This is a genomic window from Phreatobacter cathodiphilus (assembly GCF_003008515.1).
In the GTDB taxonomy this organism is placed as follows: Bacteria; Pseudomonadota; Alphaproteobacteria; order Rhizobiales; family Phreatobacteraceae; genus Phreatobacter; species Phreatobacter cathodiphilus.
Window position 1 is genome coordinate 3,232,874 of the sequence record NZ_CP027668.1, and the last position, 12,808, is coordinate 3,245,681.

12 protein-coding genes are annotated in these 12,808 nt (G+C 68.7%); 2 read left to right on the plus strand and 10 right to left on the minus strand.

The window, feature by feature from the left end:
* Positions 1-825, minus strand: a complete 825-nt coding sequence (locus C6569_RS15515; RefSeq protein WP_106749689.1) for a hypothetical protein — start codon at positions 823-825, stop codon at positions 1-3.
* A 159-nt stretch (positions 826-984) separates the two neighbouring features.
* Here C6569_RS15515 and polA point away from each other — a divergent pair, with 159 nt between their 5' ends.
* Positions 985-4,008: a DNA polymerase I gene (gene polA / locus C6569_RS15520; protein WP_106749690.1), complete on the plus strand. Its 3,024-nt coding sequence runs from the start codon at positions 985-987 to the stop codon at positions 4,006-4,008.
* 277 nt (positions 4,009-4,285) lie between these two features.
* On the opposite strand, the gene C6569_RS15525 is transcribed toward polA, so the two are convergent.
* The 9 genes from C6569_RS15525 to mutM form a co-directional block, all read right to left on the minus strand.
* Positions 4,286-5,317 carry an ABC transporter substrate-binding protein gene (locus tag C6569_RS15525; RefSeq protein ID WP_106751085.1) on the minus strand — a complete coding sequence of 344 codons (1,032 nt, stop codon included), beginning with the start codon at positions 5,315-5,317 and terminating at the stop codon, positions 4,286-4,288.
* A gap of 56 nt (positions 5,318-5,373) precedes the next feature.
* Positions 5,374-6,159 (minus strand): ABC transporter permease, encoded by a 786-nt coding sequence (locus C6569_RS15530; RefSeq protein WP_106751086.1) that lies wholly within the window; start codon positions 6,157-6,159, stop codon positions 5,374-5,376.
* A 5-nt stretch (positions 6,160-6,164) separates the two neighbouring features.
* Entirely contained in the window at positions 6,165-6,971 is an 807-nt protein-coding gene (locus tag C6569_RS15535) for an ABC transporter ATP-binding protein (RefSeq protein WP_425440679.1), read from the minus strand.
* 150 nt (positions 6,972-7,121) lie between these two features.
* Positions 7,122-7,772, minus strand: a complete 651-nt coding sequence (yihA, locus tag C6569_RS15540; RefSeq protein WP_106749692.1) for a ribosome biogenesis GTP-binding protein YihA/YsxC — start codon at positions 7,770-7,772, stop codon at positions 7,122-7,124.
* Positions 7,773-7,776: 4 nt separating this feature from the next.
* Positions 7,777-9,666: a membrane protein insertase YidC gene (gene yidC, locus C6569_RS15545; protein ID WP_106749693.1), complete on the minus strand. Its 1,890-nt coding sequence runs from the start codon at positions 9,664-9,666 to the stop codon at positions 7,777-7,779.
* A 14-nt stretch (positions 9,667-9,680) separates the two neighbouring features.
* Positions 9,681-10,058 (minus strand): ribonuclease P protein component, encoded by a 378-nt coding sequence (rnpA, locus tag C6569_RS15550; protein ID WP_106749694.1) that lies wholly within the window; start codon positions 10,056-10,058, stop codon positions 9,681-9,683.
* Positions 10,059-10,106: 48 nt separating this feature from the next.
* On the minus strand, positions 10,107-10,241 hold the full coding sequence (rpmH, locus tag C6569_RS15555; protein WP_038305233.1) for a 50S ribosomal protein L34: 135 nt from the start codon (positions 10,239-10,241) through the stop codon (positions 10,107-10,109).
* 202 nt (positions 10,242-10,443) lie between these two features.
* Complete coding sequence (locus C6569_RS15560) at positions 10,444-11,061, minus strand: glutathione S-transferase family protein (RefSeq protein WP_106749695.1); 618 nt, start codon at positions 11,059-11,061, stop codon at positions 10,444-10,446.
* 12 nt (positions 11,062-11,073) lie between these two features.
* Positions 11,074-11,958 carry a bifunctional DNA-formamidopyrimidine glycosylase/DNA-(apurinic or apyrimidinic site) lyase gene (gene mutM, locus C6569_RS15565; protein WP_106749696.1) on the minus strand — a complete coding sequence of 295 codons (885 nt, stop codon included), beginning with the start codon at positions 11,956-11,958 and terminating at the stop codon, positions 11,074-11,076.
* Positions 11,959-12,020: 62 nt separating this feature from the next.
* Here mutM and ubiE point away from each other — a divergent pair, with 62 nt between their 5' ends.
* On the plus strand, positions 12,021-12,806 hold the full coding sequence (ubiE, locus tag C6569_RS15570; protein WP_483878522.1) for a bifunctional demethylmenaquinone methyltransferase/2-methoxy-6-polyprenyl-1,4-benzoquinol methylase UbiE: 786 nt from the start codon (positions 12,021-12,023) through the stop codon (positions 12,804-12,806).
* Positions 12,807-12,808: the final 2 nt, after the last annotated feature.

Consider the following 12,808-nt stretch of genomic DNA (forward strand, 5'->3'; position numbering starts at 1 on the left):
TCAGGCGGCGGCGAGACCCGCCGCCGCGACACCCTCGCGCCAGGCCAGGAGCGCGGCGCGCTCCTCCGCGGTGAAGCCGACGATCGACAGCGGCATGTCGAGCAGCATGACCTGATCGCCCGCCGCGTCGGTCACGGCGAGCGCCGTCCGCGCCTCTCCGTCGAGCACGAAGGGAAAGGTGCCGACCGGCAGCGCCTGCGAAAAGGACGGCGGCGTGGCCGGACCGTTCCGACGCGGCTGAAAGCCCCAGGTCCAGCTCGTCTTGTCCTGGCTCTCGACGCCCCGCAGATCGACGAGGACGGGGCGCAGCAACCGCCCCGACAGCGCGCGGAAGCGGGCGTTCGGGTCGGGCCTGCCGCGCATGGCCCGGCCGAACAGGACGAGGCCTCCGCCGCCGAACAGGAGGATGAACAGGCCCGCCGTGGCGACCCGGTTCCAGTACATGTCGAGCGCGATGTCGCTGGAGACCCGCGAAGGGTCGCCCTTCTGCTGCATCAGCCGCACCGACCGCGAGCCGACATGGACCTCGAAGAAGCCGATGTGGCTCTCCTCGCGCACGGTGCCGGCCGGCCCGCGCCTCTCGTAGGTGATGTCGCAGAAGTGGAGGACGAGTTTGCCCTTGCAGCGGCCGCTGACGAATCGCGCCTGGGTCGCCGGCTCGGCATTGCCGACGAGAGGCCAGTCGGCGACGAGCCCGGGCACCGCCAGCCAGCCGATGCCGCCGGCGAGCACCATCGCGCCGAGAAAGAGGAAGAAGGCCGAGAGGCGGCTTTCCGGCTTCGGAAGCTTGACCTCGAGGGGCCGGTTGGGGAAGGGCGGGTTCATGGGACGCCTTGCTCTGACGGGATCGGCGCCATCAGCACCGCCCAACGTTGCAGCAATGTTCCACGGGGAGTCAGCAGCGGTTTCCGCAGGGGCCTGCGGGGCATGACGCGGCCCGCGTCCCCGTCCATAATGGCGCCTCACCGCAGAGGCCCCGAGTTCATGCATACCGAGCACCACCGCCCCGTCGGCAAGGGCGACCGCGTCTTCCTCGTCGACGCGTCCTCCTTCGTCTTCCGCGCCTATTTCCAGTCGATGAACCAGGACCGGAAGTACAATGCGCGCTCGGACGGCCTGCCGACCGGGGCCGTGCGCCTGTTCTCGACCAAGGTGCTGCAGTTCGTCGAGGACGGTGCCCTCGGCGTGAAGCCGACCCACCTCGCCATGATCCTCGACAAGAGCGAGAACTCCTTCCGCAAGGAGCTCTACCCGCTCTACAAGGCGCAGCGCCCGCCGCCGCCGGAAGACCTGGTGCCGCAGTTTCCGCTGATGCGCGCCGCCATCCGCGCCTTCGGCCTGCACGCCATCGAGCAGGACCGCTACGAGGCCGACGACCTCATCGCCACCTATTGCGACATGGCCTGCTCGCGCGGCGCCGACGTGCTGATCATCTCCGCCGACAAGGACCTGATGCAGCTCGTGCGCCCCTGCGTCGCCTTCTACGATCCCGAGAGCGGCATCAAGGGCAAGCCCGGCTATCGTCCCGAGCGCCTGCTCACCCACGGCGACCGCTTCGAGCGCTGGAACGTGCCGGCCGACAAGATCGGCGACGTCACCGAGTACTGGGAGGGCATGCCGCCGGAGAAGATCGTCGACATCCAGTCGCTCGAAGGCGACACCTCCGACAACGTGCCCGGCGCGCCCGGCATCGGTCGCAAGACGGCCGCCCAGCTCATCGCCGAATACGGCGACCTCGACACGCTGCTCGCCCGCGCCGGCGAGATCAAGCAGCCGAAACGCCGGGAGACCCTGACCGACCCCGCGGTGATCGAGAAGGTGCGCATCTCGAAGCAGCTCGTCCAGCTCGTTCGCAACGTCGAGGTCGAGGTGCCGCTCGACGAGACCGGCCTGGTGAAGCCCGACGGCCACCGGCTGATTTCCTTCTTCAAGGCGCTGGAATTCACCACCATCACCAAGAAGGTCGGCGAACTCTACGGCGTCGATCCGGCCAAGGTCGACCCCGACCCGACCCTCGCGGCAGGCCCGAAGCCGGCCGCCGTCGCCGCCGCCGTGGCGGCCGAGGGCGGGGAGGCCACGCCGCCCGCCGCCGCGGATGCGGGAGCGCCGACGCCGCAGACCCTCGCCGCCCGCACCGCCGAGCGGCTGCGCGCCTCCGCGATCGACCGCACGCGCTACCGCTGTATCACGACGCTGGAGGCGCTCGACGCCTTCATCGCCGGCGCGCGGGAGGCGGGCGTCGTCGGCATCGACACCGAGACCAATTCGCTGGACCCCATGTCGGCCGACCTCGTCGGCTTCTCCCTCGCCTATGGGCCGGACGAGGCTTGTTACGTGCCGCTGGCCCACCGCGCCGGCGAGGCGGGCCTGTTCGATTCCGGCCTCGTCGAGGGGCAGGTCCCGATGCGCGAGGCGCTCGAGCGGCTGAAGAGCCTCACCGAGGATCCCGGCGTGCTGAAGGTCGGGCAGAACCTCAAGTTCGACATGCTCGTCCTCTCCCGCTACGGCCTTGGCCTCGGCCCTTACGACGACACCATGCTGATGTCCTATGCGCTCGATGCCGGCCGCGGCCAGAACGGCATGGACGCGCTGTCGCTGAAACATCTCGGTCACGAGGCCATCAGCTACGATTCCGTCACCGGCACCGGCAAGGGCCGCGTCACCTTCGATCGCGTCGATCTCGACCGCGCCACCGCCTATGCCGCCGAGGACGCCGACGTGACGCTGCGGCTCTGGCGGGTGCTCAAGCCCCGTCTCGCCGCCGAGGCCAAGGCGACGGTCTACGAGACGCTGGAGCGCCCGCTCGTCGATGTGCTCGCCCGCATGGAGCGGCGCGGCATCCTCATCGACCGGCAGGTGCTCTCCCGCCTGTCGGGCGATTTCGCGCAGGTCGCAGCCCGCGTCGAGGCCGAGATCCAGGAGCTCGCCGGCGAGCCGCTCAACCCCGGCTCGCCCAAGCAGCTCGGCGACATCCTGTTCGGAAAAATGGGCCTGCCCGGCGGCACGAAGACCAAGACGGGGGCCTGGTCGACCGCGGCCGGCGTGCTGGAGGACCTCGCGGAGGAGGGCCACGCGCTGCCCCGCAAGATCATCGACTGGCGCACGGTGACGAAGCTCAAGTCGACCTATACCGACGCGCTGCCGACCTACATCAACGCCACGACGGGCAGGGTTCACACCTCCTTCGCCCTCGCGGCGACGACCACAGGCCGGCTCTCCTCCTCCGAGCCGAACATCCAGAACATTCCTGTCCGCACCGAGGAGGGGCGCAAGATCCGCACGGCCTTCATCGCCCCGCCGGGCGCCAAGCTCGTCTCGGCCGACTATTCGCAGATCGAGCTGCGCATCCTCGCCCACATGGCCGATATCCCGCAGCTCCGGCAGGCCTTCGCCGACGGCATCGACATCCACGCCATGACGGCCTCGGAAATGTTCGGCGTGCCCGTGCAGGGCATGGACCCGCTGGTGCGCCGTCGGGCCAAGGCCATCAACTTCGGCATCATCTACGGCATCTCGGCCTTCGGCCTCGCCAACCAGCTCTCCATCCCGCGCGACGAGGCCGGCGCCTATATCAGGCGCTATTTCGAGCGTTTCCCCGGCATCCGCGACTACATGGACGCCACCAAGGCCTTCGTCCGAGAACACGGCTATGTCGAGACGATCTTCGGCCGGCGCTGCCATTTCCCGGCGATCCGCTCGGGCAACCCGTCGGAGCGCGCCTTCGTCGAGCGGCAGGCCATCAACGCCCCGATCCAGGGCTCGGCCGCCGACATCATCCGCCGCGCCATGACGCGTATGGACGCGGCCCTGGAGGCCGCCGGCCTCGACGCGCTGATGCTGCTGCAGGTGCACGACGAACTGGTCTTCGAGGTGCCGGACGACCAGGTCGACCGTACGCTCCCCGTCATCAAGCGGGTGATGGAGGAGGCGACGCACCCGGCGCTGCAGCTCAAGGTGCCGCTGGCGGTGGATGCCCGCGCCGCGGTGAACTGGGAAGAGGCGCATTAGGCCCTGGAGAAGAGCGCCGCTCCCTAGCTGCCGTCTGTTTAAAACACAGGACGCCCCCCACCCCTGACCCCTCCCCGCCGCAAGCGGGGGGAGGGGAAAGGAGCAAGCTTCGCGGCTGCGCCATCGAGGACGCGGCGGTGATCAAGGAGGCGCCATTCCCCTCCCCCCGCTTGCGGCGGGGAGGGGTCAGGGGTGGGGGGTCTGAGGAGCCGCGACAGCAAGAAGTGCCGGCGCTCGCGCCGGGGCTCCCAAGGCTTCGCGAATGTCGGAAGGCCTCTCACCCCACCGTCGTTCCCGCCTTCTGGGCGAAGCGCGGCTCGAAGCTCTTGCCGATGATGTCGGCAGAGACGCTCTCCATCTCCTTGTCGAGCGCCTTCAGCATGTCGAAGACCGACTTCATGCCGTCCTGCGCCATCACGCCGGTCTTCGAATAGGCGTCCTTCGAGGCCTGCACGGCCTTGATGTAGAGCGCCTTGTCGCCGAGGTGATACTGCTCCGGCACGGCGTCGGCGACCTCGGCGGGAGACGCCTTGTCGATCCAGCGCAGCGCCTTGTAGAGGCCATTCACCGCCGCCTGGGTGGTGTTCGGGTTCTTCTCGATGAAGTCCTGGCGGAGATAGAGGCAAGCCGCCGGGTTGGAGGCGCCGAACAGCGCCTTGGTGCCGGCCTCGGTGCGGGTGTCGATGAGCGTCACCACGTCGCCGTCGGTCTCCAGCTTGGCGATGACCGGGTCGAGATGCGAGATCACGTCGATCTCGCCGCGCTTCATGGCCGCGACCGCGCTGGCGCCGCCGCCCACCCCGATGAAGCTCGCGTCGGTGGCCTTCAGCCCGACCTTCGCCATGGCATGGACCACGGTGATGTAGGTCGAGGAGCCTGGCGCGGTGACGCCGATCTTCAGGCCCTTGAAGTCCGCCGCCGACTTCACCTTGTCGGCCACCGCCTTGCGCACCGCCACGACGATTGTCGGGAAGCGCAGCAGCTCGATGGTGGAGCGGATGTCCTGCCCCTTGGCCTGCATGCGCAGCGTGTGCTCATAGGCGCCGGTCACCATGTCGACCGACCCGCCGACCAGAGCCTGCAGCGAGCGGGCGCCGCCGGCGAAATCGTTAATGGTCATCTCGAGCCCGAAATCCTTGAAGAAGCCCTTCCGCTCGGCCACCGTCAGCGGCAGGTAGTAGAGCAGCGACTTGCCGCCGACGCCCAGCGTCACCTGCTTCTTCTCCAGCGCGCCCTGCGCGAAGGCGGGCAGCGGCAGGGCGAGGCTGGCGCCCGCGCCCATCAGCGACAGCATCTGCCGGCGGTCCATGGTGGTCATGTCGTCCTCCCTTGTGGTGTTAGCCGCGCCCTTGCCGGCGCGGTCGGTCATACGGTCCGCGTCTCGCCCGGCTTCCAGACGAGCAGCGGTTTCTCGACCAGCGTCACGATGCCGTCGATGAGCATCACGAAGCCCATCAGGATCACCATGCCGGCGAAGACGCCGGTGACGTCGAAGACGCCCTCGGCCTGGTGGATGAGGTAGCCGAGGCCGGCCGCCGAGCCGAGATATTCGCCCACCACCGCGCCGACCACGGCGAAACCGACCGAGGTGTGCAGCGAGGAGAAGACCCAGGCCAGCGCCGCCGGCCAGTAGACGTGGCGCAGGAGCTGGCGCTCGTTCATGCCGAGCATGCGGGCGTTGGCCAGCACGACCTGCGGCACCTCGCGCACGCCCTGGTAGACGTTGAAGAAGACGATGAAGAAGACCAGCGTCACGCCGAGCCAGACCTTCGACCAGATGCCGAGGCCGAACCACAGCGCGAAGATCGGCGCCAGCACGACGCGCGGCAGGGCGTTCATCATCTTCACATAGGGGTCGAAGACGGCGGCGACGATGGGTTTGCGCGCGAACCAGAAGCCGATGACGATGCCCAGGCTGGCGCCGATGACGAAGGCGAGGATGGTCTCCACCAGCGTGATCCACAGGTGGCGGTAGACCGACCCCTCCAGGAACATCGTGAAGACGCGCTTGAACACGTCCACCGGCGTCGAGAAGAAGAAGCGCATGGTCTTCACGTCGGCGACGATCGACCAGGTAGTGACCACGTGCCAGGCGAGGAAGACCGCGACGGCGACGAGGATCTGCAGGGCGAGGAGCTTTCCGCGGGAAATGGGCATCAGGCCGCTCCCTTGTTGGTGAGGCCGTAGGTCTTGCGCACCTCGTCGCGCAGACAGGACCAGATCTCGGAATGGAGGCGGTGGAAGGCCGGCTCCGACCGCACCTCGGCGATGTCGCGCGGCCGCGGCAGGTCGACGGCGAATTCCCCGATGAAGCGGGAGCTCGGTCCAGCCGACATCACCACCACGCGGTCCGACAGGGCGATGGCCTCGTCGAGGTCGTGGGTGACGAACATCACCGCCTTGCGGTCCTGCTGCCAGAGGTCGAGCAGCAATTCGCTCATGATCAGGCGGGTCTGTGCGTCGAGCGGCCCGAAGGGCTCGTCCATGAGCAGGATCTTCGGCTCGCGCACCAGCACCTGGGCGAGCGCCACGCGCTTCTTCTGGCCGCCGGAGAGCTGGTGCGGATAGCGCTCGCCGAAGGCGGCGAGCCCGACCTCGGCGAGCATGGCCCGCGCCCGCTCCAGCGCCTCGGCGCGCCTGACGCCGCCGACCTCGAGGCCGATGGCGACGTTGTCCTCCGCCGTCTTCCACGGCATCAGCGCGTCCTGCTGGAAGAGATAGCCGGCCTTGCCGCAGAGGCCCGAGAGGCGCTCGCCGAAAATCTCGCAGGTTCCGGAGGAGGGCGGCATCAGCCCGGCGGCGATGTTGAGCAGGGTCGACTTGCCGCAGCCCGTGGGCCCGAGCAGCGCGACGAACTCGCCGTCGCGCACCGACAGATCGACGGGCTGGACCGCTTCGTATTTTCCGCCGCCCGCCAAAGCGTATGCGACCGAAACACCCTTCAGGTGCACGGCAATGGTCACGTCGCCTCCCTGGCGCTTGTGGACTGGCGCGCCCGTCAGGGGGCGCTGGCCGCGGGATTGTCTCCCGGCTGGGGGGACAATATCGGCCGGGAGCCGGCTTGAGAAGGCCGGGCGAAAGGCGTTCGGCTCTCGGGGAAGACAGGCGCCCGCTCAGGCCCGCTCGGCCGCCACCTGCGCGATGGCCGCGCGAAGCTCGGGAATGCCCTCGCCCTTGCGGCTGGAGGTGGCGATCACCTCCGGAAAGGCCGCGGCGCGTGTCTTGAGGAAATCCAGCGTCGCCGCCATGAGCTTTTCGAGGGCGGGAAGAGTGATCTGGTCGGCCTTTGTCAGCACCACCTGATAGGACACCGCCGACTTGCCGAGCTCGTCCAGCACCTCGATGTCCACGGGCTTGATACCGTGCCGGGCGTCGATGAGCACATAGACGCGGGCGAGGTTCTGCCGTCCCCGCAGATAGTCGTGGATGACCTTGGTCCAGGCCTTCACCTTGGCCTCGGGCGCCGCGGCGAAGCCGTAGCCGGGCATGTCGACGACCACGAGGCCGAGGCCCGGTCCCTCGTCCGAGGGCACGTGGAAGAAGTTGAGCTCCTGGGTGCGGCCCGGCGTGTTCGACGTGCGCGCGAGCGCGTTCTGGCCGACGAGCGCGTTGATCAGGCTCGACTTGCCGACGTTGGAGCGGCCGGCGAAGGCGATCTCCACCCCCGACATCGGGGGCAGGTGCTTCATGTCCGGCGTGCCGCGCCAGAAGGTCCAGGGCCGGGCGAAGAGCTTGCGCCCGGCCTCGATGGCGTCGGCGGTCATGGCGTCAGCCGGCGGGCTTGGCCGGCCCGCCTCCGAACATCGCGCGCATGTTGTCCCACAGTTCGATCTTCACGCCGTACTTGCGCATGATCAGGCCCTGCTGGAGCACCGACAGGAGGTTGTTCCAGGCCCAGTAGATGACGAGGCCGGCGGGGAACGAGGCCAGCATGAAGGTGAAGAGGATCGGCATCCACTTGAAGAACGCGGCCTGGATCGGGTCCGTCGGGGCCGGGTTCATCTGCATCTGGATCCACATCGTGATGCCCATGATAATCGGCCAGACGCCGATCAGGAGGAACGCGGGCACGGCGAAGGGCAGCAGGCCGAACAGGTTGAAGATCGAGGTCGGGTCGGGCGCCGAGAGGTCCTGGATCCAGCCGAAGAAGGGCGCATGCCGCATCTCGATGGTGATGAACAGCACCTTGTAGAGCGCGAAGAACACCGGGATCTGGATCATGATCGGCCAGCAGCCGGCCAGCGGATTGATCTTCTCCCGCTTGTAGAGCGCCATCAGCTCCTGCTGCTGCTTCATCTTGTCGTCGGCATAGCGCTCGCGCAGCGCCATCATTTCCGGCTGCACCTTCTTCATCATGGTGATGGACGCGTAGCTCTTGTTGGCGAGCGGGAAGAACAGCGCCTTGATCAGCAGCGTGACGAGCAGGATGGCGATGCCGAAGTTGCCGGTCTGGATGAAGATCCAGTCCATCACCACGAAGAGCGGCTTGGTGATGAAATAGAACCAGCCCCAGTCGATCAGCCGGTCGAAGCGGTCGATCTTGAGCCCGTCGGAATAGCCGTCGACGAGGCGGACCTCCTTGGCGCCAGCGAAGAGGCGCGTGGTGGTCTCGGACGATGCGCCCGGCGCGACGGTGACGGCGGGCGAGAGGAAGTCGGTCTGGAACGACTTGGTCGTGCCCGACTGGAAGAACTTGAAGCTCGAGTCGGTCTCGACGGTCTGGTCCGGGATCAGCGCCGCCGCCCAGTACTTGTCGGTGATGCCGAGCCAGGCGCCGCGCGCCTTGAAGCTCTGGGTGCGGGCGGTCTCGATGGCCGAATAGCCGACCTCCTGCAGCCCCTTGTCGCCGAACACGCCGATCAGGCCCTCATGCAGGATGTAGTAGCCCGAGGTCTGCGGCAGGCCGTGGCGCGAGATGAGGCCGAAGGGATGCAGCGTGACGGGAGCAGCACCGGAATTGGTGACGCCGTCCTTCACCGTGATCATGTAGTTGGCGTCGATCTCGAAGGTGCGGCGGAAGGTCAGGCCCTGTCCGTTGTCCCAGGTGATGGTGACGGGGGTGGAGGGCGTCAGCGTGCCCGAGCCCTGCTGGGTCCATACCGTCTGGGCATTCGGCACCGCTGCGGTCTGGCCGGCGCCCGCCACGTAGCCGAACTCGGCGTAGAAGGGGTGCCTGTGGTGCACGGCGTCGATCGGCGAACCGGCGGGGGCGAAGAGCACGACGTTCGGGCTGTTGCGCTGGATGGTCTCGCGATAGGTCGCCAGGACGAGATCGTCCACCCGGCCGCCGGCGAGGTTGATCGAGCCCCTGAGGCGCGGCGTCTCGATGCCGATGCGCGGCGTCGCGGCGAGGACGGCCTCGCGGCTCAGGCCCTGGGTCGCAACGGGCGCGGTGGTGCCCGGCGCGGCCGGAGCGGTTGAACCGGGGGTCGCGGCCGGCTGGCCCGGGGCCGGCGGCGCGCCGGGGGCGGGCGTTGTGCCCGGAGCCGGCGTCGTCGCGGGCGCCTGCCCGGCGGCCTGCTGCTGTTGCTGGAGCTGCTGCTGGCGCTGCGCCTCCCGCTGGCGCTCGACCTGCGGCATGCCGACGAAATACTGCCAGCCGACCAGAACGAGGATCGAAAGAACGATCGCGAGAATGTAGTTGCGGTTGTCGGCCATCGGTCCGTCGGTGATCAGGGATTGGGGCGGCCCGCGGAGCGGGCTGGGCGGGGGGCGGCTGCGCGCCGGAGCGCGTCGGCGAGATCGGTCTTCAGCACGTCGAAGGGCCGGTCGAGCGCGTTGCGGTTGAGCACCAAGACATAGTCCGACCCGGGCCTCGCCCCGTCGTGGGCACCGAGCCGCACCACCTCGCGCAGGCGGCGGCGCATCCGGTTGCGCTCCACCGCGCCCCCGGTCTTGTTGGTGACCGTGAAGCCGAAGCGCGGCGGCGCCTCGTCGCCGCGCGTGCGTTCCTGCAACACGAAAGCCGCCGTTGTGACACGGCGGCCCTTGGAGCAGGCGATGAAATCGGCCCGGCGAACGAGACGGGCGGGCGGTGTCGAACTCGTCATTCGCGCCCTCCCGTCGTTCGGCTCAGCCGAAATCGCGGCCGTGGCAGATCACGCGGACAGGCGCTTGCGACCGCGGGCGCGGCGGGCGGCGAGGACGCGCTGGCCGCCCTTGGTGGCCATGCGGGCACGGAAGCCGTGGCGGCGCTTGCGGACGAGCTTCGAGGGCTGGTAGGTGCGTTTCACGGGACGTCTCCGCGCGGGTCGGGTTCAAACGATCGAATGGGGATTGGACCGGCTCGCAAAGGCGCTGGCCCGTCGAACGGGCCAAGCACTCGGGCGCGAGCCGCTCCCAAGTCGGCGCGGGTTATAGGCCGCACCATCCGGAAAAGTCAACGCGACACGGTGGACCGCGCGACATGAGGGTGCGCGAGGGGGTCGTACCCCCTCAGTTTAGCGGGATCGCGGAGACGTGCTGGGCGAAAGCGGGGCGCGCCTGTATCGACGTGTACCAGCGCTCGACATTCGCATAGGCCGGGCTCTCGGGGATCAGCGCCTTGTAGCGGAAGACCATGATGCCGATCGGGATGTCCGCCACCGTGAAGGTGTTGCCGACCACGAAGAGATGGTTGCCCAGCTCGGCGTCGAGGATCGCCATGGAGGCGATGGCGGACTGCTTCGCCTTCTCGATGGCGGCCATGTCCCGCTGCTCGGCCGGCGTGCGCACCAGGCCGATGAAGACCGGGCCGACGCCCTGGCCGAGCTCGGTCTGCTGCCAGTCCATCCACATGTCGACGCGCGCCTGGTCGGCCTCGCCGCGTGGCATCAGTCGGCCGTGCTTGCGGGCGAGATGGCGGCAGATGGCGTTCGATTCCCACAGCACCACCCCGTCGTCCTCGACGGTGGGGACCTTGGCGTTGGGGTTCTTCGCCTTGTAGGCGGGCTCGTTGACGATGCCGAACTGGCGGCCGGCATCCACCCGCTCATGCGGCAGGCCGAGTTCGCCGATGCACCACATCACCTTCTGCACATTCGAGGAGTTGTTCCGTCCCCAGACCTTCAGCATGCGTCTCGTTCCTCAGCGCTGGCAGGCCGCGCAGTAGAAGGTGGAGCGGCCGGATTGCACGATGCGCCGCACTCTGTGCTGTTCGCCGCACCGCCGGCAAGCCTCCCCTTCACGATCGTAGACATGGAAGCTGTGCTGGAAATAGCCGAGCTCGCCGGAGGGCTGGGCGTGGTCGCGCAAGGAGGAGCCGCCCGCCGCGATCGCCTCGGCGATGACCTCGCGGATCACCGGCACCAGCCGCTCGAGCCGGACGGTCGCATCGCCGCCCTTGGTGACGAGGGTTCCGGCGGCCCGCTGAGGCGACAGCCCTGCCCGGTGCAGCGCCTCGCAGACATAGATGTTGCCGAGGCCGGCGACGATGGACTGGTCGAGAAGCGCGGCCTTCAGGGGCGCCGCCTTGCCCCGGAAGGCCTTGGCGAGATGGGCGGCGGAGAGGTCGTTGCCGGTCGGCTCGACGCCGAGCCGGGCGAAGAAGGGGTGCTCGGCCAGCGCCTCCCGCGGGCTCATCAGCATGAAACCGAAGCGGCGGGGGTCGTTGTAGGTCACAGTCGCGCCGGAGGAGAGCGTGAGCACCACGTGGTCGTGGGCGGCGTCGCGCGAGCGCTCGTGGTGGAAATCGCCGACCACGTGGCCCGCAGGCCCCTCGCGCGCGATCCGGAACGAGCCGGACATGCCGAGATGCATGATGACCACGGCGCCGTCGTCGAGGTCGGCGAGGAGATATTTCGCCCGCCGGCCGAGGCTCGCGACGGTGCGGCCGGCGAGCCGGGCCGCGAAGCCCTCGGGAAAGGGAAAGCGCAGGTCGGCGCGCCGGATCTCGGCGGAGAGGATGGTCGCGCCCTCCATGACGGGCTGGAGCCCGCGACGGACGGTCTCGACCTCGGGAAGTTCGGGCATGGCGCCAGGGCCTTGGGCGGGGAGGTTCGCACCCCACATAGCGCCCACCGGATCGTTCCGCTATGGTCCGGCCAAATTCCCAGGACCCGGCCATGTCAGCAGCCACCGCCCAGACCGATTTCGGCTTCCGCCGCGTCGACCTCGACGCCAAGCAGGAGCTGGTGGACGACGTCTTCCACAAGGTGGCGGGTCGCTACGACCTGATGAACGACCTGATGTCCGCGGGCCTGCACCGGGTCTGGAAGGACGTCATGGTGACGCGGCTCGGCGTGCCCAAGGCGCGTCCCTTCCGCCATCTCGACGTCGCCGGCGGCACCGGCGACGTCGCCTTCAAGGTGGTGGGTGCCGGCGCTTCCGCCGAGGCGACCGTCTGTGACATCAACGGCGAGATGCTGAAGGTCGGCCGCGCCCGCGCCGACCAGCGCGGCCTCGCGAGCCGGGTCGAATTCGTCCAGGGCAATGCCGAGGCTCTGCCCTTCCCCTCCGCGCATTTCGACGGCTACACCATCGCCTTCGGCATCCGCAACGTGCCGCGCATCCAGGTGGCGCTGGAGGAGGCTTTCCGCGTGCTGCGCCCCGGCGGGCGGCTCCTGGTGCTGGAATTCTCGCCCGACGTCGTCCCCGGCCTCGACCGCATCTACGACGCCTATTCCTTCTCGGTGATCCCGCCCATGGGCCGCATGGTCACCGGCGATGCCGAGCCCTACCAGTATCTCGTCGAATCCATCCGCAAGTTCCCCCGCGACGAGGTCTTCGCCGGCATGATCGCCAAGGCCGGATTCTCCCGCGTCGAGGTCACGCCCATGACCGGCGGCATCGCCTGCCTTTCCGGCGGCTGGAAGATCTGACG

Excerpts from the sequence above, each read along its gene's own strand:
- mutM (WP_106749696.1), bottom strand. The coding sequence starts at position 11,958 with ATGCCCGAACTTCCCGAGGTCGAGACCGTCCGTCGCGGGCTCCAGCCC.
- C6569_RS15515 (WP_106749689.1), bottom strand. The coding sequence starts at position 825 with ATGAACCCGCCCTTCCCCAACCGGCCCCTCGAGGTCAAGCTTCCGAAG.
- C6569_RS15525 (WP_106751085.1), bottom strand. The coding sequence starts at position 5,317 with ATGGACCGCCGGCAGATGCTGTCGCTGATGGGCGCGGGCGCCAGCCTC.
- ubiE (WP_483878522.1), top strand. The coding sequence starts at position 12,021 with ATGGTCCGGCCAAATTCCCAGGACCCGGCCATGTCAGCAGCCACCGCC.
- yihA (WP_106749692.1), bottom strand. The coding sequence starts at position 7,772 with ATGACCGCCGACGCCATCGAGGCCGGGCGCAAGCTCTTCGCCCGGCCC.
- rnpA (WP_106749694.1), bottom strand. The coding sequence starts at position 10,058 with ATGACGAGTTCGACACCGCCCGCCCGTCTCGTTCGCCGGGCCGATTTC.
- yidC (WP_106749693.1), bottom strand. The coding sequence starts at position 9,666 with ATGGCCGACAACCGCAACTACATTCTCGCGATCGTTCTTTCGATCCTC.
- C6569_RS15560 (WP_106749695.1), bottom strand. The coding sequence starts at position 11,061 with ATGCTGAAGGTCTGGGGACGGAACAACTCCTCGAATGTGCAGAAGGTG.
- polA (WP_106749690.1), top strand. The coding sequence starts at position 985 with ATGCATACCGAGCACCACCGCCCCGTCGGCAAGGGCGACCGCGTCTTC.